Genomic DNA, 20142 nt, shown 5'->3' on the forward strand with positions numbered 1-20142 from the left:
TGTTGGATTACTGCGTCAAAACACCAGTGTACGGTATCCCGATTACTTCTGCCTGCTGCTGGAAACAAAAGCGAATGTTCAGTTCAGATTGAAAACCGGCAGGCCGCTGGCGCCCAGAATAAGAACCCAGGCCCCAAAAAACATTTTCAGGCGTACGGGAGAAAAAGCCAGCACTACCCTCTTGGCGACGATTCCACCTATTATGGCCCCGGCCCCCGCAAACAGCACCACCTGCCAGACAACCGCTTCGGAAATCAATACGTGATAAGCAATCGCTGCCCAAACCGAAAAAGCGGATAACATCACCGCCAGAGCTATGGCCATGGTCACGTTAAAACCACGAATAATCAGATAGACAGCAACCATCTCCCCTACACCAACCGACAGCCATGCGGTGATAATTCCACCGAGGAAAGCAACCACTGGCAGACACACAGTGTCACATCTGCCAGAAAAGGTGCGGAAATGAGTGCGCTTGAGCAAAGGTATAGAGGCAAAAATCGCCAGAGCCAGAACAATGGAAAATACACCAAAACCGAGGTGCAGATGGTCAACATTACCCTTTAAAGCCGCCAGAACCGGCAATGTGGTCCCTCCGTATTGGGCCAGCCAGATTCCACTCAGAGAAGCAGGAACCGTCAGCAATAACCCGGAGGGCAACGATTTCCATTGTGGATTAGTAACGTGCTGATGTCGGTAATATCGCCACCACGTTATAGCTCCGGCAGTCATCCCACAGCACTGGATGGCAAAGCTTGTTGCAATTATCGCAGCCGGAGCAAACCCCAACTGATTGAAAAAAGGAACAAACACCACGCCACCACCGGCACCGGTGGCATTCGCAAAGACCGCACCCACTACCCCAAGAAAGGCAAAGCCGCCATAACTCTGTACAACACTGAATGGGTGGGTTTGCGTGGCCAGTAGCCCCATCCATGCAATGGCGAGCAAACATAACCAGGGTTTACGAAACATTACCGACAGTACTTCATTCAATGGGGCAGACTCTACATTAATCGAGGCAAGCTGATTCAGAACGTAACATAATATCTTGTGCTACGCTGGACAATAGCTGGGCAAAAAATTATTGAAAACAGCAAAGCCGCCTGTGGCTTTGCCATGTTACCGGTTCCTATTGCCATGGTAGCCAGAAAAACTGACAGCCGAATTACTCTTATACTACTTCGTCCTAATCGCTCTGCAAGCTGGAACGACAGCAAGCGACTGGTTATTCTTCTGACCGTGCCACTTGGGCTGATCGCAGTCTTCTGGAGTTTTGCAGGTGTCTGGATGATACTTCCGTTTGCGGGCCTGGAAGCAGGCTTGCTGGCGTTTTTCATGTATCGGGTCAGCCACTGGACCTATCAACAACAGATCATACGCATTGCGCCACATACAGTGCGGGTGGAAATCAGGGGCCGACAGAACAAAACTGTAAAATTTCCACGTACAGACTGCTTTGTTGAATTTGTTGATTCGGAAAATGACTGGCCATTACCCCGCATTCGCCTGGTCGCCAGTGCTCAATACCTGGAGATAGGGCAGTTCCTGAACCTGCGGGACAGACAGCAGCTCCGCGAAGATTTGAGCAGCAGTGGCCTCCCTGTATGCCGCCGTCAATGGTGGAAATCCTGAAAGATTGGATTTTTGCCATCCCGAAGTTAAGGTATGGCAGGCAATAACACTGGCCGATTTCCTTGTTGCCCGATTGATTTCCAACCGTTACATTTCATCAGGCTATGGAATTTTTTGGCAAAGGAGCCTGTAAATGCGCAAATTTTTAGCAATCGTTTTCACCCTTACCTTCGCTTTGGGAACCCAGGCGTCCTCGGTTTGGAAGGTAACAAATGGTGAAAAAACTCTATATCTTGGCGGTACCCTGCACCTGTTGAGCCCATCAGATTATCCGCTCCCCCAGGCGTACACGTCCGCTTATCAGGCTTCTGACATCCTGGTATTTGAAACCGACATTGGCGCTCTTAGCAGCCCGGAGTTTACCCGGAAGTCGATGCAAATGCTGACGTATGGCGATTCTGGCACCCTGCAGGATGACGTCAGCCAGACCACCCTTACCCTGCTGGAGTCGCATCTGAAAGCCCGGGGTATTCCACTGCAACACTTCCTGAAACTCAAACCAGCTATGGTTGGCATCACACTGAGCATGCTCGAATTCCAGCGTCTCGGCCTGACCAGTCAGGGCGTAGACAGCTACTTTTATACGCTGTCTGTGGGCGACGGTAAGCCCATGGAATGGTTTGAAACGCCCGAACAACAACTGGAGTTCATTGCCGGGCTAGGTCGAGGGGAAGAAGACGAATACATCCAGTATACCCTTCAGGATGTTGAAAAAATGCCGGAAATGGTTGAACAAATGAAGTCGGACTGGCGCAGTGGAAACGTCGACGCTCTCTTCGATGCAAGTCTGAAGGAATTGTCTGAAACCTACCCTGAAATCTATTCTGCGTTACTGAGTAATCGCAACCACAACTGGCTCCCCAAACTAAAATCATTTCTTGACACCGACGAGACGGAATTTGTCTTAGTGGGCACGTTACATATGCCCGGCACCGATGGAGTTTTAACCCTGCTCAAGCAACAGGGCTACCAGATAGAGCAAATAAAATAAGTGATACTCAACTTTTCGCGTTTTTACAGCGTATTCAAAATGTATCAGCCAGCACCGCTGGTCGAAGCGCTAAACTTGTTATTTTGAAAACCATCAGGAGAATTCAATGACCTTGACGCGTTCACTTTCCATGCTATTGCTGACGTTGAGCGTTTGTGTTGCTACCGGCTGTGCTTCCATGGGCAACGGCAGCGTAGCCGAGAAACGGCAAGCCATTTTGGATATGCAGCAAAATACCCTCGCCCGGCTGTATCAGGAAAAACCGGACACCCGTTCACAATTGCGCGATGCCGCTGGCTACGCCGTATTTGCCAACGCCAATGTCAACGTCATCTTCTTTGCTGCCGGCACCGGATATGGTGTGGTAAACAACAATGCAAACGGAAGCAAAACCTATATGAATATGGCCGAAGGTGGTGTCGGCCTTGGCATCGGGGCAAAAGATTACCGAATTGTGATGGTATTCCACAAACAGAGTGCCATGAACTATTTCGTCGAACATGGGTGGACCTTGGGTGGTAACGCCGACGCAACCGCCAAGGCAGGTAACAAAGGCGCTTCAGCGGAGGGCGAAGGCTATCTGGGCGATGTTACCGTTTACACTATGACCGAATCAGGGCTGGCACTGCAGGCGACCATTAAAGGCACCAAATTCTGGATTGACAGCGAACTGAACTGACACAATAAGATGGCGGGGTTTAGCCCGCCTTGAATACTTATCAAAGGCTATTCAGTCTGGTAGTTCTCCGGGTCAGAGCAGGACATCTGTGTTTGTGCCTCACACAGCAATTTGGCTTCCTCCTCATTTCTGCCCCCAAAACAGAAATCCAGCCTAACCAGCTTGGTTTCTTCATCGCCCTGCGAACCTGAAGTATTCACCCATGTCCAACTTCTGATCATTTCTACAGCAGGCAGTTCCAGCCCCTCAGCAGGCATACCTGAAATCATACTGACTTCCTTGGTTTTCCCTCGTTCATCGATGATGATTCTGAAGATGCCACAACCGGCGATACTTTTAAACGCCAGCGCTCTTGGGTAACGGACCGGCTCAAGCTGCTCTCTTGACCAAATCGGCGTTCCTTCGGTTTCTAGAAAACGTATTTGCACATCGGTGAACCCCTCACCCAAAACCGCACTGATCAGGGCAGATGCCACTCCTATTGAACTTACTTTGAGATTCAAATATTTCACGTAAACATTCCTTTGCCCGCGCCCGCTGTTTTGTTGCTGAAACTGGAATTCAGAGCGCACTGACGTTGAGTTTCGAGAGCCGGTTCCCTGCACCTTGGTGCTGGCTCTGATGATAAAAAAACACATAGAAATAACGGCCGGCACAGCACTATTCACTGCGGCGTAATAACAACCACCGTCCAGCGAAAGCTGGCCTGAAGGGTAAAATCAGATAAGTATTATTGTTAGGCAGGAACAACAAGAGGAGATAGCTAAACGGATGCAGTTGCGACGTCGCCTCTTACACTGTACTTCTTAGTCTAGTCACAACACACTAAGTGCAGCAAAAAAATTTTAAACAATTTTTCAGATAAATATATCCAGATGCGGTGGCTGTGTATCTTCCGGAGATTCTGCTTTTTCTGAAGTTTCTGAATTGCAACGCTCAGCCCGCTTTTCACCGGGTGACCGATGGCCGTTTTCTGAATGTTGTTCCATTCGCCGAATCTGCTCCTGCTCGCTTACCAGACGTTCCTCGCCGTGTTCCTGCTGCTCTTCCTCGCCGAGTCCGGAGGCATTTTTTTCCTTACTGACTTTGCGCACTTTATCCGGCGTCCTGACTGGCACCTTGCCTTGTCGTGGCAACACAGAAAACAGCAAATCGTTACTCATTGGCCCCCTCCAAACACCGTCACAGACTGAGCGTCGCTAACAGTTGCTCCGCAATTGATATCATTTTGCATTAACTTATGCTTTTAAATTTAGACAACCCATCCTCAAAGTTCCCCTATTAAGGGTTGCAAATTGCCCGGCAATTGGCTAATGTTTCCGCGGCTCAACGAAAAGACTTTTTATATTTTATGAACAACTGCGCACTAATTCATCATCACCATCATATAGCATAACCTTTCAGGTTGGTGCTGGAAGGTTTGTTGTTCCTTCCTGTGGCGCAGATGAAAAGTTCTAAACCCCCGGAAGGCAACTTTCGGGGGTTTTTCGTTTTAGACGCACAAGTTATGGATCTACTGGGGACACATCATGAGTGATAGCAGAAGACTGCGCATAGCAGTACAGAAATCCGGCCGACTGAGCGATGACAGTCTCAGCCTGCTGAAGGCCATTGGCATTAAATTGAATATTCGCGATCGTCTGCTCATCGCGCATTCCACCAATCAACCCATCGATCTGTTAAGAGTTCGCGACGACGACATTCCAGGCCTGGTGATGGACGGCGTAGTGGATTTAGGGTTCATTGGTGAAAATGAACTGGAAGAAAAAATGCTGGAGCGCCAGGCCGCTTCCAAACCCAGTGAATTTGAGGTTTTGCGGCGCATGGATTACGGCGGTTGCCGCCTGTCGATAGCGGTGCCGCAGGAAATGAATTATCAGGGCATTGAATCCTTAAACGGCAAAAAAGTCGCAACCACCTACCCCTACCTGCTGGAGCGCTTTTTCGCCCAGAAAGGCATCAATGCCAAAGCGGTTATGCTGACCGGTTCAGTAGAAGTGGCCCCCCGGGCAGGCGTAGCCGATGCGATCTGCGATCTGGTGTCCACCGGCGCCACGCTCGAAGCCAATGGCCTGGTGGAAAAAGAAGTCATTTTCCGCTCCAAAGCCGTGCTGATTCAGCGCGCTGACGGCGCGTTAGACGACGACAAGCAGGCGTTAGTCAACCGTTTGGTTCCGCGTATTGATGGTGTTATGCAAGCCAAAGAAAGCAAATACATCATGTTGCACGCGCCGAAAAACTATCTGGAACAGGTCAAAAGCCTGTTGCCCGGTGCCGAAAACCCCACGGTATTGCCGCTGGCAGGCAGTGAAGACACTGTCGCTATTCACGTGGTCAGCCCGGAAAACCTGTTCTGGGAAACCATGGAAAAACTCAAAGCTCTGGGCTGCAGTTCGATTCTGGTTATGCCAATTGAAAAAATGATGGGCTAATGAGGCAAAGCAATGATTGATTGGTCTTCTCTTTCCCAACAGGACAGGCAACAGGTGCTTTCACGCCCGGCTATGCAAAATGCCCGGCGTTTGCAGGAAACCGTTGGGCAAATTCTCACTGAAGTAAATACCAAGGGCGACGAAGCGGTACTGGCGTTTACCCGGCAGTTTGATTGCCCTGACCTCAAACAACTGGCGCTCAACAATGCCGATTTAAACCGCCTGGCCGACAGTGTGACAGAGCCGGTTCAGAACGCTATCGATACAGCGTTTAAGAATATTTACGACTTCCACCAGGCCCAGCAACCACAAAGCATTACGCTTACTACCACCCGGGGTGTAGTGTGTGAGCAGCATTTCAGTGCGCTCGACACGGTTGGTCTGTATATTCCCGGAGGCAGCGCCCCGCTGCCTTCGACCGTACTGATGCTGGGAGTGCCTGCCATGGCGGCGGGTTGCCGGCGCCGGGTGTTGTGCACTCCCCCGGCAAAAAGCGGCATGATTGCGCCCGAAATCGCCTACGCCGCGCGCAAGTGTGGCATCAGTGAAATCTATTTGTGCGGTGGTGCGCAGGCGATTGCCGCCATGGCATTTGGTACCGATACCCTACCCCGCGCCGACAAAATTTTTGGGCCGGGAAACAGTTTCGTCACCGAAGCCAAACAGCAAGTCAGCCAGCGTCCGGATGGCGCCGCAATTGACATGCCGGCCGGGCCCTCTGAAGTACTGGTATTGGCCGATGACAGCGCAGACCCGGAATTCATCGCCTCAGATTTGCTCTCGCAGGCAGAACATGGCAGCGACTCACAAGCCATACTGGTTTGCACCAGTGAGCAGGTCATCGAACAAACCGTGGCAGCGGTAGAACGCCAGCTGGCCGTTTTATCACGCAACGACATTGCCAGCCAGGCCATGCAAAATGCCCGTTACATTCTGACCGACACACTGCAACAGGCAATTGAGGTGAGCAACCTCTACGCGCCGGAGCATTTGATTGTGCAAATCACCCACCCACGCTCCTGCCTGCCATTGCTGACCAACGCAGGCTCAATATTCCTTGGCCCCTGGTCACCGGAGTCGGCAGGAGACTACGCTTCGGGCACCAATCACGTACTGCCCACCTACGGCTATGCGCGCAATTATTCCAGCCTTGGGCTGCTGGACTTCATGCGCCGTTATACCGTGCAGGAACTCAGTGAAGAAGGAATGCGTAACCTGGGGCCCGCGATTGTCACTCTGGCCAACGCTGAAGGCCTGGATGCCCACGCAAACGCGGTCAGCCTGCGTTTAGCTAAACTGGAACAGGAGAACCGAGGATGAGCCGTACTCTGGTGGATCGTTTAGTGAATCCAAACCTTATTCCTTTAAAACCCTATGAGTCGGCCCGTCGCCTGTACTCTGGTGGTCAGGACTGGCTGAATGCCAACGAATCGCCGTTTGCCAACGACTATACGGTAAACAGCAGCCGCTTCAACCGCTATCCAGCCTGCCAGCCCGACAGCGTGGTTAAGGGCTATGCTGACTATGCGGGTGTAACCACTGAACAGTTGATCGTGACCCGCGGTGCCGATGAAGGCATTGAATTGCTGATCCGCACTTTTTGTACGCCGGGTAAAGACAGCATTCTGATTTGCCCCCCGACCTACGGCATGTACGCGATCAGTGCCGAAACCTGTGATGTGGGTATTAAAAAGGTACCGCTCAACGCCGATTTCAGCCTTGATGTGCCCGCTATCTGTGCCACCAATGAGGTTAAACTGGTGTTCATATGTTCACCAAACAATCCCACCGGCACCCGGGTGGAACGCGCCGATCTCGAAGCCGTGCTGACCCACTTTGGCGATAGCGCACTGGTGGTGGTTGATGAAGCCTACATAGAGTTCGACGCCGACAGCAGCTGGGTATCCGAACTGGATAACTACGCTAATCTGGTAGTGCTGCGCACCCTATCCAAAGCCTTCGGACTCGCAGGCCTGCGTTGCGGTTTCACTCTGGCCAGTGCTGATATTATTCAGGCTTTGCTGAAAGTGATCGCCCCCTACCCAATCCCGGAACCGTGCGCACAAATTGCAGCCCAGGCGTTGTCAGATACAGGAATTGTGCAGATGCAGGAGCAGGTTGCTTATCTACAGGCAGAAAAGCAACGCCTGCTGGATGCGCTGCAGAGCCGCCCAGGGATCAGCTGGGTTGGCGACATCCAGGCCAATTTTGTATTGTTCCGCTTTGAACAGAGTTCAGAACTGATGGCGTTTCTGGTTTCTCACGGAATGCTGATCCGCGATCAATCCAAGCAACTTAACCTCAATCACTGTTTGCGCGCCACCGTCGGCTCTCAGGAGCAAAACGCGCGACTGCTTGATTTGATTGACCAATATATTGCCCAGACAGGAGTATCGGCATGAGTCAGCAAGCGATTCTATTTATCGATCGGGATGGCACCCTGGTAGAGGAGCCGCCCATTGACAAACAACTGGACAGCCTGGAAAAGCTGGTGTTTGAGCCGAAAGTTATCCCGGTATTACTGAAGTTTCAGGCCGCTGGCTTCCGACTGGTTATGGTCACCAACCAGGACGGGCTCGGCACAGACAGCTTTCCCACCGAAGATTTTGAAAAGCCCCATAACGCAATGATGGCGGTATTCAACAGCCAAGGGGTAAAGTTTGACGACGTGCTGATTTGCCCCCATTTTGACAGCGACAATTGCACGTGTCGTAAGCCAAAACTGGGGCTGGTCAAAGATTACCTGCAACAAGGCAAAGTGGATTTCACCCGCTCGTACGTCATTGGCGACAGGGAAACCGACCTGCAACTGGCTGAAAACATGGGCATCCGCGGAATTCGCTACGACCGCCAGACCAACGGCTGGCCAGCCATTGAGTCTGCTTTACTGGGCGGGAACCGGGTGGCGGAAGTTACCCGTACCACCTCAGAAACCGACATTACGGTAAAGGTTGACCTGGACTCCGGCAATCCTTCCAGCATTCACACCGGGCTGGGCTTTTTCGACCACATGCTTGACCAGATTGCCACCCACGGCGGCTTTGAACTGAATGTAACGGTGAAAGGCGACCTGCACATTGACGACCATCACAGTGTGGAAGACACCGCTCTGGCACTGGGTGAAGCGCTGAAAAAAGCGCTGGGCAACAAGCGTGGCATTGGCCGTTTTGGCTTTGCTTTGCCCATGGACGAGTGCCGGGCAGAGTGCATTCTTGACATTTCCAACCGCCCGCACCTCAAGTTTGAAGCAGACTTCAGCCGCGATAAGGTGGGCGACCTCACCTGTGAAATGGTGCCCCATTTTTTCTACTCGCTGGCGCAAAGCATGGGGCTTTCACTGCATCTGTCGACTACCGAAGGCAATGCCCACCACCAGGTAGAAAGCCTGTTCAAGGTGTTCGGCCGTGCCCTGCGCCAGGCGATTGCCCGCCAGGGTGATGCCTTGCCCAGCAGCAAGGGAGCATTGTAAATGGCTCAGAAAATTGTCATCGTCAACACCGGCTGCGCCAACATTAGCTCGGTAAAATTTGCCCTGCAGCGACTGGGGGTGGAAGTGGAGGTTTCCAGCGACACCGCCACCATTGCACGAGCCGATAAAGTCTTTTTACCGGGCGTAGGCAGTGCAGCTGCCGCCATGACCAGCATTCGGGCCAAAGACCTGATCCCAACCCTGCAGGCCCTGACCCAGCCGGTGTTGGGAGTGTGCCTGGGCATGCAGCTTATGGTCGAAAGCTCGGATGAAAGCAATCAGGGCAAGATAGACTGCCTGAACCTTATTCCCGGCCATGTGGGCCGCCTGCAAGCAGGCGGTTTGCGCCTGCCTCATATGGGCTGGAATACGGTTACCCCAACGCAGGACGAAGGCTTGTTCAACGGTATCCCCGCAGGCACGTATTTTTATTTTGTGCACAGTTTCGCCGTGCCGGACTATGACAAGACCCTGGCCACCTGCGACTATGGCCAGCGCTTCTCCGCCGCTCTGCAGCACAATAATTTTTACGGTGTGCAATTTCACCCCGAGCGTTCGGGAGAAGCGGGCGCCCAGTTATTAACCAACTTTGTGAAGTTATAAATGATCATTCCAGCTATCGATTTAATTGACGGGTCAGTAGTGCGTCTGTATCAGGGCGACTATGCGCAAAAAACCGAATACAAGCTCAACCCCATTGACGTGGTTCATCATTACGCCGACCAAGGCGCAGAGTGGTTGCACATTGTTGACCTGACCGGCGCCAAACAACCCGAACAACGCCAGCTTGAGCTGATTAAAGCCATGATCAACACCCAGCGCATGGCCTTTCAGGCCGGCGGCGGCATTCGTGAGGAGCGCGAAGTGGCGCAACTGCTGGACATTGGTGTAAGCCGGGTAGTGGTAGGCTCACTGGCCGTGAAACAACCAGAAACGGTCAAGCAATGGGTGAAAACCTACGGGCCCGAGTGCATTGTACTGGCTCTGGACATCAACATTGACGAGGCCGGTAACAAATTCATTGCCACCCATGGCTGGCAGGAAAATTCCGGCGTGGCTCTGGAAGCCTTGCTGGAAGACTTCGCCGAAGTGGATGCCAAACATGTGCTGTGCACCGACATCAGCCGCGACGGCACCCTAAAGGGCTCCAACGTAGAGCTGTACACCGAAGTCTGCGCGAAATTTCCCAACATTGTGTGGCAGGCGTCAGGCGGCATTGGCCAGCTTAGGGATATCGAGGCACTACGCCCCACCGGCGTGGGCGGTGTGATTCTTGGCCGTGCGCTGCTGGAAGGAAAATTTAGCTTAGAGGAGGCCATAGCATGCTGGCAAAACGGATAATACCCTGCCTGGACGTGCGTGACGGTAAAGTGGTCAAGGGCGTCCAGTTCCGCAACCACGAAATTGTCGGTGACATTGTACCGCTGGCACAGCGCTACGCCGAAGCCGGCGCTGATGAACTGGTGTTCTACGACATCACTGCCAGCTCCGACCAGCGGGTGGTAGACAAAAGCTGGGTGAGCCGCATTGCCGAAGTGATCGACATCCCCTTTTGTGTCGCCGGCGGGATCCGTTCTGTCACTGACGCAGGGCGCATTCTGGAGATGGGTGCAGACAAAATTTCGATTAACTCCCCGGCTCTCACCAACCCAGACTTGATCAATCAGCTGCACGACGTTTATGGCCAGCAATGCGTGGTGATCGGTATCGACAGTTTTTACAATGCCGATACCGGGCAGTACGAGGTGTACAAATTCACCGGCGATGAATCCCGCACGCAGCAAACCCAGTGGCAAACGCTGGACTGGGTGGCGGAAGTACAGTCACGGGGAGCCGGCGAAATTGTACTGAACTGCATGAATCAGGACGGCGTTCGCCAGGGGTACGATTTGGCCCAGCTAAAAGCGGTCCGGGACGTATGCCGAGTCCCGCTGATTGCGTCCGGCGGTGCCGGCACCATTGAGCATTTCATTGATGTGTTTCAACAGGCCGATGTGGACGGCGCTCTGGCCGCCTCAGTATTCCACAAAGGCATCATCGATATGCAGGAACTGAAATCAACCCTGACCCAAGCCGGTGTTGCCATGCGTAAACCCCTGGGTGAGCAGTAAGGAGTGACCATGATCATATCAGACAAGAACCTTGAGCAACTGGCCTGGGACAAAATGTCCGGCCTGTTGCCCGCCATAGTGCAGGATGCCACCAGCGGTAAAGTGCTGATGCAGGGGTTTATGAACCAAGACGCATTAGCCACTACCCTGTCCAGCGGCAAAGTAACCTTCTTCAGCCGCTCCAAAAACCGACTGTGGCAGAAAGGCGAAACCTCGGGAAATACCCTCGATCTGGTGGAAATCAGCAGCGATTGTGACCAGGACTCCCTACTGGTACTGGCCCACCCGAACGGCCCAACCTGCCACACAGGAACGGAAAGCTGTTGGTTTGACAGTGCGGCCTCCGACTTCACTTTTCTGGCCGATCTGGAGCGGGTACTGGCGGCACGCAAAAACGCCGACCCGGATTCCAGCTACACCGCAAAACTGTATCAGACCGGCATTAAACGCATCGCGCAGAAGGTCGGTGAAGAAGGCGTGGAAACCGCCCTGGCGGCTACGGTCAGAGACACTGAAGAGTTGAAGAATGAAGCGGCAGACCTGCTCTACCACCTCACGGTGTTGTTACAGGCCAGCAATCTTTCCTTATCTGACGTCATTGCAGTATTGAAAGCACGCCACCAAGGCTAAACGATACCCATGAACACTGGCGGCCGCCCCTGCCTCCAGTGTTGCTTTTCTCTTTAACGCCTAATCAGACACATCCTGACACACTTCATCTGCAACTTTTTTGCCCCGTTTCAGTCTACTCAGCTATAAACCAATGCCCATATAACAAAAGGAAATTTATTCATGACAACATGGCTGGCGAATATGTGGCAGCAAAACAAATCGATTTTTATTTTTTTGCTACTGATGTTTGTGGTTCGAAGCAGTTTTGCCGACTGGTACAACGTACCCACTGGCTCCATGAATCCAACCATCGTTGAAGGAGACCGCATTTTTGTTAATAAAGCGGCCTACCGCATTGAGTTACCCTTTACCGATATTGCTCTGATTGAAACCGGCCAGCCCCACCGCGGCGACATTGTGGTATTCAACAGTCAGGCCGCCAACAATCGATTGGTCAAAAGAGTCATAGGGCTACCCGGAGACAGAGTGGCAATGGACAACAACCATTTGCGAGTCAACGGTGAGCCACTGCAATACCGGTTAGGATCAGGCTTACAATCCTTAGAGTACTTGCCTGATCACCCCCACCCCATACAGATAACGGGCAATGTCACGCACCTCAGCAGTTTCGGCGAAGTAACCGTACCACAGGGCCACCTGCTGGTTTTAGGTGATAACCGTAACAACAGCGCGGACTCCCGGGTATACGGGTTTGTTCCCATGTCGGAAGTGCAAGGGCAGGCCCTGAGCGTGATCCTCTCCCTCGACCCCGAAAACTTCTACCTGCCCCGCCCTTCACGCACCTTCTCACCTATGATTTAAAAATTTTTTTAAACCAAGGGTTGAAGTAAAAAATAACGCGCCTATATATGAGTTGTCGGTGCTCAATAGTGAGGCCGACAACACAGCCGCCGAATATCGGGGCAAACTTTTACATATTGCTTTATTTATTGAGGATATGACTATGCGTACTATCGATCTGTCTCCACTTTACCGTTCATTCATTGGTTCTGACCGCCTGGCTTCTTTAGTTGATGCTGCCACCCGGTCTGACAATCAAAGCACTTACCCTCCCTACAACATTGAATTGTTGGGCGACGACAAATATCGGGTTTCCATGGCTATTGCCGGATTTGGCAAAAACGAAGTCAGCATTGAAGTGCAGGACAATACCCTGACCGTTAGCGGCCAGAAAGCCGACGAGGAAAAGGGCAGCGAAGAGCGCCGCTACCTGCATAAAGGGATCTCCGAGCGCAACTTTGAGCGTAAGTTCCAGTTGGGCGACCACGTTAAAGTGACTGGTGCAGATATGGAAAACGGCCTGCTTCACATCGAACTGGAGCGACTCATCCCGGAAGCCAAGAAACCGCGTAAAATCGAAATTGGCGGTAAGTTGCTGGAAAGCAAATAAGTTATTAGCTTAATTAACTAAATTCATATCAAAAGTGCCGTTCTGCCAAGCAGAATGGCACTTTAATTATTTTTTCCTCGCGCCACTCTCTTCGATGGAAAACATGCTCGAATAAACCTAAAAAACCTTCAGTTCTGGAAACCCCAATAATAATGAACAACCACGGAGAATGTCATAGAAGTCAGTTTCTCAGCCATCAGTCGCACCTCAGCCTGATTCGAAAACTGGTAATTCAAAGCAAACTCATAGCCGAGTTTAAAACTATCATCTGACGTGTCACCTAAACCGACATACTGCACAGCATTTACGTGAACGCTGGTTTTAGCATTTAGTCGTCCGATGGTTCCCAGTTTGGCAAATCCCTCCACTCCATCAACCTGCCCGGTGAATGCCTTTCCGCCAGCCAAGCCGTACACAAGCCAGTTGTTTGAAAGCAAATAGGATTTCCCTAATGCTCCGCGAACAAAAAAGCTGTTACCCGGGTCAGGCTGAATCAGTCTGGACTCAAATCCAGCGCTAACTTCCCATGCGTCTGCAAATGATTTAGTTGGATTAGAACGGGGGGCATAGTAAGTAGCGATATCCACAAACTCCAGTTTTTTAACTATCACCTCAGACGCATTGGCCCAAATTTCTGAATCCAGCATTTCCAACTTTGTAAAAGGTTTTTTGGTTTTATCGAAAGAGAGCTCATCAAAATACGTCATTCTGAACCCCACGCTCGCAAAGTATTCGTCGGCGTCCGCCAACCCCAAACTGATCTTGGAGGGAAGCTGACTAAGGTGCGGTGGAAGCAACTCTGCTTGGTTACGAAAGCTCAAAGATTGACCTGCGGGAAGGCGCATACGCATCGCCAGAGCATCTTTGCGGGCCAGCTGTGTGCTGGACGTTAACGCTTCAGAACTTTGGCAAAAGGTTCTGATGTTTATCGGTATCGGTTGCTTTCTGCTTGTAGCCTCATATTGGTACCAGAAACTCATGTTAAAGTATGAAATCGTGGAACCTGATACCAAATGAACCTGGCCTAGCCCCAATCTGGTTCTGCTGAAAAAACCATGGTTCGCGCCCCCGGAACAGGCGTTGTCAGGCTGCCAACGTCCTCACCGGGGCTATCAAGGGCTCAATCCGTGGCCACGGTATCTTACCCGATACCGAAGCTATTATTACTGCCTGACACTGCTTACAGTAAAAATACCCACCAGCTGCTGCAGCTTGCTGGCAGTAGACTCCACCATTGCAGAACTTGACGCCAGCTCGGCAATGGAATTGGCCATATTGTGGCTGACCTGGGTCACGTTGCGCGCGGTTTCACCGTTGCGGGCACTGTTTTCTTCAATGGTGTGGATAATGTCAAACATCTGTTCAACAATGGTATGCATTTCCTGGTTTTCCGAGGATGCCGCTTCAGTCAGCTTGAGGCTCTGATCCACGTCTTTAACTCCCGACTCCATAAAACTGACTGCAATTTGGGTCTCTTCCTGAAGCCCCTTTATCATCTCATGAATATTGGTTGCAGCTTCAGCGGTGCGTCCCGCAAGGCCTCTTACCTCATCAGCCACAACCGAAAAACCACGCCCATGTTCACCGGCCCTGGCGGCCTCTATCGCCGCATTCAGTGCCAGCAGATTGGTCTGATTGGTAATTTCAGTAATCACACTGATGATGTTGCCAATTTCCCCCATTCTGGCGTCAATAGACTGAACTGACTGCGCCGTTCGGTCAACGATATCGCGTATGGCCTGGGTTCCTGAACGGGCATCCTGGTAATCCTGTTTGGCCTTTTTCACCACTTGCGCCATGGTCGACTTCATGGTTTCCGCAGTTTGAGCAGCCTTGAGGATAACTTCTCGCTGGCGTTCAATCAGGCTCTGCATATGTTTCATCGACTCATGTACCTCGAATGAACTGCTATGCGCCTCCTCGTTGCGGTTGAGCATGGCCTCGTTGGTTTCTTTAACGTTGTGCGAGGCGTGAATAACCTGTCCGACGATACCATCCAGATTATCAATAAAGCTGTTGATCCAACGGCTCATATCACCGGTTTCATCGTGTTTGATGCGATCGGGGTCGAGACGCTGAGTCAGGTTTCCTTCCCCTTCGGCGATGGTTCGAATTACCTGGGTCATATCATTCAAACGCCGGGAAACCCTGTTGGTGCCCATTATCGAAAACAGGTAACTGCTTAGCAACGCTCCCACACCCGTAATGCTGTTCACCACTAAATTACTTAAATCGGTAAAGCCCGTAAGGCTACCGTGGAGGGTAACAATACTGGTTACCATAATAAGATACAGCTTCATCAAACTGAGGTTAATGGACCGTCGCCGGTACACCTCTTCGAGGTCACCTTCACACATCATGCCCCAGGTGTCCTTTGAGCCCGGCAAACTGAAAGTTACGCCTTTACCAATCACGGGTATATGCCGGTAGTCCGAATAGGCAGGATAGGTTACAAAAAGGTTCTGGCCGTTCCTGATGGTTTCACGTACCCCTGGGTGGAGTTCGCCGGTAGCCGGGTCGGTAAAACGAATTTCAAATTCCGTGTGATTGCGGATCCTCACCGTACCGAATTTGGTATGGACACCGGATTTGAGGTTTTCACCATGGCTGAAAGTACTGTCTTCAAACCGAGAACGTGAAAGCGCGATGCCTTGCTGAATACTGGGATCAAACCTTGATTCAACCATAAACAGGTAGTTGTCTCCCGACTCAGGGTATATGTGCCCAGCCTCTCGCTGAATCAGATCACCAAGCACATCATTAGGCACCCGGCCGGCAACAATGCACACCAGCTTGTTGTCTTCGAACACCGGCTGGTAAAACATCAGGGTTACTTCATCATGAAATTTTGAGCTGGAAGGCCCAATTTCTAACGTCACCGGGTCCACATAGGGGCCATGTAAAAATCTTTCCTTGCTGGCAATTTGAAGCGCTTTCGACTGGTTGTGAGTCTGCCCTTTTCTCTGGCTATGGGTGCTGCATACCACTCTGCTTTGAGTATCCAGCAGGAATACTTCAGAAAAATCGGGCACCGCCTGTAACTTTTGCTGCAGCAGATAAAGGTTTTGCTCCAACGCCTGAGTATTGACCTGATTGGCAATGCCCTGCATGTGCTCCCAATGGTTATGGGTCCACATCTGTAACAATTTAACCCGGGTTGCTGCAATACCTTCGAATGTCTGTTCTACAACCGGGTAGGTGCTTCGATTAACAAAACACGACCAACCCAATGCAATTTTGCCATTCTTGCCAAACCAAGGTAACCAGTGTCTTTCTTGTGCCGTTAATTGCATGAGTGGGCTTTTTAAATTCATTGGAACTCTCTACTTCTACAACTATGTAATTCGCGGGCTGGTACAACGCGGCTTTTATTAAGAGGGAAAACGATTCCCCCCTTTGCAATAAATGTGCAATAAAAGCCCTTTTGAATCGTAAAAAGCACCTTTAGCCAGAAAACTGGCTAGAAATCAGCCCCATGGCAGGGCTGGTGAAGGTTTTAGCGGGCATGAAACAATCAAAATCAACCCAACTAAATCAAATTAAATCCAAAACAATCCCAATTAAATAAAATTCAGTCAAAATAAAGTACTATATTGGTGCAATGCACCATAGAAGATCACGGTGAGCTGGATGTAGAGCGAAGGGATTATGCCCGGTTCGAGTCAGCTTCCTGCAATTGAAAGACTGTGCAACAAGAATGGTTAACACAGCCGCATGTTGGGCAGCTTCAGCGGGGTAGCAGAATATTAAGGCCGATGGCTGAAACGGCTGCCAGGGCAATACCCTGCAACTGCATAATGCCTAAATCAAAATGCATACCGCCCAAACCAAATACCAAAGCGACGGCTACAATAGCCATATTTTTACCGTTGGAGAGGTCCACCTGCGCCACAACCAGCGTCTTCAGCCCGATAACCGCTATGGTGCCAAACAGCAAAACCATGATCCCCCCCATCACAGGAACGGGGATGGTGCCCAGAAATGCACCGGTTTTATCCAAAAAAGACAACCCGATGGCAAACAGGGCAGTCCAGGTCATAATGGCCGGATTGAAAGACTTGGTCAGAGCTACCGCTCCGGTAACCTCAGAATAGGTGGTATTAGGGGGGCCACCGAACAGGGCAGCTGTACTGGTAGCGAGACCGTCTCCAAGTAAAGTGCGTTTTAAACCCGGCTTTTCAAGGTAGTCTTTTCCTGCAACATTGGAGATTGCGGTGATGTCACCTATGTGTTCCACTGCGGGTGCAATGGCTACCGGTAACATAAACACTATGGCTTCCCAGTGAATGGTTGGCGCGGTAAATTTTGGCAGCGCGAACCAGGCAGCTTGGGACACGGCGCTGTAATCCACAATGCCGAAGAACAGTGAAATGACATAACCTGTCACCAGCCCCGCGAGAATCGGCAACAACTTCATCAGCCCCTTCCCCAACAGCGAAGTGACAAGGGTAACCGTTAAAGCACTTAGAGAAACCACAAGCGCTACTGTGCTATCGACCAGCTGGACGGCACCATCACCGGTTTTCCCCAGTGCCATGTTAACCCCAACAGGAGCCAGATTGAGGCCAATCACTATGATAACCGGAGCCACCACAACCGGTGGTAACAACCTGTGAATCACATCATTGCCACGCCAGGCCACCAGCAAACTCAGCAGCACATACAATAAACCCGCTGCAGCCAGACCGGACATGGTAGCGGCAATGCCCCAGGTCGCTACGCCATAACTTATCGGAGCGATGAATGCGAAAGAAGATGCGAGAAAAACCGGAACCTGACGACGGGTAACCAACTGAAACACCAGTGTTCCAGCACCGGCAGTAAACAGAGCCACATTGGGGTCCAGCCCGGTAAGAATAGGCACTAACACCAGTGCACCGAAGGCTACAAACAACATTTGTAGCCCCAGCAAAGGCGTTTTCAGCGAGGGCATGTTATTTTGTTCCAAAAATTTTATCGCCTGCGTCGCCCAGCCCAGGAATGATATAGCCTTTATCATTCAAATGATCGTCAACAGACGCCACATATATGTCCACATCCGGATGTGCCTGGTGCAATTTTTCAATGCCCTCGGGTGAAGCAACCAAAAACAACCCTTTAATGTCCTTGCACCCTTTTGCTTTAAGCAAATCTACCGTGGCTATCAAAGTGCCCCCCGTGGCCAGCATTGGGTCAACTATCAGGGCGCTGCGCTCATCAATATCACTGACAACTTTGTCGAAATATGGCACCGGTTCAAGAGTTTCTTCGTCCCGATAAAGCCCGACTACACTCACCTTGGCACTGGGTAACAGAGACATTACCCCTTCCAGCATACCCAGACCGGCCCGCAGAATAGGCACCAAGGTCATTTTCTTGCCTTTAATGTGCTTAACCTCAATGTCTCTGCCTTCCCACCCCGTTATCGTTTTGGTTTCGGTGGGAATTTGACGGGTCGCCTCGTACGTCAGCAATGTACCGATTTCCGAGCATAACTCACGAAAATTTTTAGTACTGATGCCCGCTTCCCGCATCAGCCCGAGTTTATGCTGCACCAAAGGGTGGGTTATCTCGTGCACGGCCATGATTATTACCTCAGTCGATTTTTAACAGGATTATGCGGATCAGTAGTATAGCAACAGCGAGCCTTGGTGGGCTTTGGTTCAACGTATTTTGATTTACCCAAAACCCTTACCAGCCGTTGACTCTTGGCCAGACAGTGCTCACACAGTCATTATCGTCTGTCACATGATATTGCTCAAACTGTGCCCCTGTAGCACAGGCATGGACAGGCAGAATTCTTAGCGTGGTGCCATATTTAAAAAGCTCGGACGGAGGGCTGATACCGTCACGATGTGCAATGATGCCGTGCTCCTGGTTGGTTTGCGCAACATACCAGCCTTCAAGTAGCCTTCCCTTGGCATCACACACCAGCCCGTAACCGCAATCTAAAGCGTGAGAGCCTGTGCCCTGATCACGGGACAATGCCATCCAGCCGGCATCGATCAGCACCCAGCCCTTGTCCACCTGGTGCCCGATAACCGAGGTCAGAACGCTCATGGCAATATCGTTATAGTTGCACACCCCCAGGCCAGCCATCACACAATCGAAGGTAGCATAAACCCCAGCCCGCAATTCAGTAATACCCGGGCGTTCAATATCGACAAGCGCTGTCGGTGTTGACCCCACCGATACTAGTTCACAGGGTATTCCCTGTTCACCCAGCAGACGCGCAGCCTCTGCAGTCTGCCTTGCCTCCTGAACTGCCATTGCTGAACGGCTGCTGATATCAAAGCACCCATAGGAAGCACCGGCATGCGCCATTACGCCATAAAACTGCAAGCCGGGCTGCAGGTCGATTTTTCGCGCGACTGCAATGAGTTCGGGATCCTGTGCCCTGATACCGGCACGATGATCATCAACGTCGATCTCGATGGCAACACGCAAAGGACTGGAAAACTGCTGAGCAAAAGCGATGAGATGTTCAGCCCCGGCTTCACTATCAACAATGACCGTTAATGCCACTCCGGCTCCAAGCAAATTGTTGATGGCGGGCAGTTTATTGGGTGTAACCCCAACCGCGTAAAGGATATCTCGATAACCGGCAGCGGCAAAGTAACGCGCTTCAGCCAGCGTTGATACAGTAATGGCACTCCCCGGTGGGGCATATAACTGAGCCGCCTGAACACTTTTCAAGGTTTTGACGTGTGGCCTTAGCTGTATTCCTCTTTGAGAACACAGTGTTTTAAGACGTTCAGCGTTGACGCGAAGTTTAGCTCTGTCAATCACGCAGGCCGGGGTCATAAGCGCGGTTAACGTCACA

21 protein-coding genes and 1 other annotated feature are annotated in these 20142 nt (G+C 51.4%); of the genes, 13 read left to right on the forward strand and 8 right to left on the reverse strand.

The genetic code is table 11. The features are described from left to right. Positions 1–78: 78 nt before the first annotated feature. Positions 79–933, reverse strand: a complete 855-nt coding sequence (locus DXV75_RS13315; protein WP_245953229.1) for a sulfite exporter TauE/SafE family protein — start codon at positions 931–933, stop codon at positions 79–81. 120 nt (positions 934–1053) lie between these two features. Between DXV75_RS13315 and DXV75_RS13320 the strand changes: the two genes are divergently transcribed. The 3 genes from DXV75_RS13320 to DXV75_RS13330 all read left to right on the forward strand — a co-directional run bounded on the left by DXV75_RS13320 (position 1054) and on the right by DXV75_RS13330 (position 3305). Then, entirely contained in the window at positions 1054–1635 is a 582-nt protein-coding gene (locus tag DXV75_RS13320; RefSeq protein ID WP_115593905.1) for a DUF2244 domain-containing protein, read from the forward strand. Between the two features lie 133 nt (positions 1636–1768). Next, a complete protein-coding gene (locus tag DXV75_RS13325; RefSeq protein WP_115593906.1) occupies positions 1769–2626 on the forward strand; it encodes a TraB/GumN family protein in 858 nt (285 codons plus the stop codon). Between the two features lie 106 nt (positions 2627–2732). Beyond that, positions 2733–3305 (forward strand): lipid-binding SYLF domain-containing protein, encoded by a 573-nt coding sequence (locus DXV75_RS13330; protein ID WP_115593907.1) that lies wholly within the window; start codon positions 2733–2735, stop codon positions 3303–3305. A gap of 47 nt (positions 3306–3352) precedes the next feature. Here DXV75_RS13330 and DXV75_RS13335 read toward each other — a convergent pair whose 3' ends face one another. Next, positions 3353–3817 (reverse strand): energy transducer TonB, encoded by a 465-nt coding sequence (locus DXV75_RS13335; protein ID WP_181898422.1) that lies wholly within the window; start codon positions 3815–3817, stop codon positions 3353–3355. A 345-nt stretch (positions 3818–4162) separates the two neighbouring features. Beyond that, positions 4163–4468 carry a hypothetical protein gene (locus tag DXV75_RS13340; protein WP_115593909.1) on the reverse strand — a complete coding sequence of 102 codons (306 nt, stop codon included), beginning with the start codon at positions 4466–4468 and terminating at the stop codon, positions 4163–4165. A gap of 208 nt (positions 4469–4676) precedes the next feature. Next, positions 4677–4797 (forward strand) — a sequence feature (His leader region). A gap of 37 nt (positions 4798–4834) precedes the next feature. On the opposite strand from DXV75_RS13340, the gene hisG reads away from it, so the two are divergent. The 10 genes from hisG to DXV75_RS13390 all read left to right on the forward strand — a co-directional run bounded on the left by hisG (position 4835) and on the right by DXV75_RS13390 (position 13340). Next, complete coding sequence (hisG, locus tag DXV75_RS13345; RefSeq protein WP_115593910.1) at positions 4835–5737, forward strand: ATP phosphoribosyltransferase; 903 nt, start codon at positions 4835–4837, stop codon at positions 5735–5737. A gap of 12 nt (positions 5738–5749) precedes the next feature. Continuing rightward, a complete protein-coding gene (gene hisD / locus DXV75_RS13350) occupies positions 5750–7057 on the forward strand; it encodes a histidinol dehydrogenase (protein ID WP_115593911.1) in 1308 nt (435 codons plus the stop codon). Further along, positions 7054–8139 carry a histidinol-phosphate transaminase gene (gene hisC / locus DXV75_RS13355; protein ID WP_115593912.1) on the forward strand — a complete coding sequence of 362 codons (1086 nt, stop codon included), beginning with the start codon at positions 7054–7056 and terminating at the stop codon, positions 8137–8139. The genes hisD and hisC overlap by 4 nt, the downstream gene beginning before the upstream one ends. Further along, complete coding sequence (gene hisB / locus DXV75_RS13360) at positions 8136–9206, forward strand: bifunctional histidinol-phosphatase/imidazoleglycerol-phosphate dehydratase HisB (RefSeq protein WP_115593913.1); 1071 nt, start codon at positions 8136–8138, stop codon at positions 9204–9206. Before hisC ends, hisB begins: the two co-directional genes overlap by 4 nt. Further along, positions 9207–9809: an imidazole glycerol phosphate synthase subunit HisH gene (gene hisH, locus DXV75_RS13365; protein ID WP_115593914.1), complete on the forward strand. Its 603-nt coding sequence runs from the start codon at positions 9207–9209 to the stop codon at positions 9807–9809. Further along, positions 9810–10547, forward strand: a complete 738-nt coding sequence (gene hisA / locus DXV75_RS13370) for a 1-(5-phosphoribosyl)-5-[(5-phosphoribosylamino)methylideneamino]imidazole-4-carboxamide isomerase (RefSeq protein WP_115593915.1) — start codon at positions 9810–9812, stop codon at positions 10545–10547. Beyond that, positions 10529–11317 (forward strand): imidazole glycerol phosphate synthase subunit HisF, encoded by a 789-nt coding sequence (gene hisF / locus DXV75_RS13375; protein ID WP_115593916.1) that lies wholly within the window; start codon positions 10529–10531, stop codon positions 11315–11317. Before hisA ends, hisF begins: the two co-directional genes overlap by 19 nt. 9 nt (positions 11318–11326) lie before the next feature. Then, the gene (gene hisIE / locus DXV75_RS13380) at positions 11327–11947 is read left to right on the forward strand and encodes a bifunctional phosphoribosyl-AMP cyclohydrolase/phosphoribosyl-ATP diphosphatase HisIE (protein WP_115593917.1); all 621 of its coding nucleotides are present in this window, start codon (positions 11327–11329) and stop codon (positions 11945–11947) included. A gap of 162 nt (positions 11948–12109) precedes the next feature. Then, positions 12110–12751 carry a signal peptidase I gene (gene lepB / locus DXV75_RS13385; RefSeq protein WP_115593918.1) on the forward strand — a complete coding sequence of 214 codons (642 nt, stop codon included), beginning with the start codon at positions 12110–12112 and terminating at the stop codon, positions 12749–12751. 142 nt (positions 12752–12893) lie between these two features. After that, positions 12894–13340, forward strand: a complete 447-nt coding sequence (locus DXV75_RS13390) for an Hsp20 family protein (protein ID WP_115593954.1) — start codon at positions 12894–12896, stop codon at positions 13338–13340. 128 nt (positions 13341–13468) lie between these two features. Here the strand turns inward: DXV75_RS13390 and DXV75_RS13395 are convergent, their stop codons facing one another. The 5 genes from DXV75_RS13395 to DXV75_RS13415 all read right to left on the reverse strand — a co-directional run bounded on the left by DXV75_RS13395 (position 13469) and on the right by DXV75_RS13415 (position 20141). Further along, complete coding sequence (locus tag DXV75_RS13395) at positions 13469–14185, reverse strand: DUF7840 domain-containing protein (RefSeq protein ID WP_115593919.1); 717 nt, start codon at positions 14183–14185, stop codon at positions 13469–13471. A gap of 318 nt (positions 14186–14503) precedes the next feature. After that, positions 14504–16654, reverse strand: coding sequence for a methyl-accepting chemotaxis protein (locus DXV75_RS13400; protein WP_115593920.1), 2151 nt, complete (start codon positions 16652–16654; stop codon positions 14504–14506). Positions 16655–17067: 413 nt separating this feature from the next. Continuing rightward, complete coding sequence (locus DXV75_RS13405; protein WP_115593921.1) at positions 17068–18273, reverse strand: uracil-xanthine permease family protein; 1206 nt, start codon at positions 18271–18273, stop codon at positions 17068–17070. Position 18274: 1 nt separating this feature from the next. Further along, positions 18275–18904 (reverse strand): uracil phosphoribosyltransferase, encoded by a 630-nt coding sequence (gene upp / locus DXV75_RS13410; protein WP_115593922.1) that lies wholly within the window; start codon positions 18902–18904, stop codon positions 18275–18277. A gap of 106 nt (positions 18905–19010) precedes the next feature. Continuing rightward, complete coding sequence (locus DXV75_RS13415) at positions 19011–20141, reverse strand: alanine racemase (RefSeq protein ID WP_220272530.1); 1131 nt, start codon at positions 20139–20141, stop codon at positions 19011–19013. Between the last annotated feature and the right edge of the window lies 1 nt (position 20142).

It is taken from the genome of Alteromonas aestuariivivens, assembly GCF_003367475.1.
GTDB lineage: Bacteria > Pseudomonadota > Gammaproteobacteria > Enterobacterales > Alteromonadaceae > Alteromonas > Alteromonas aestuariivivens.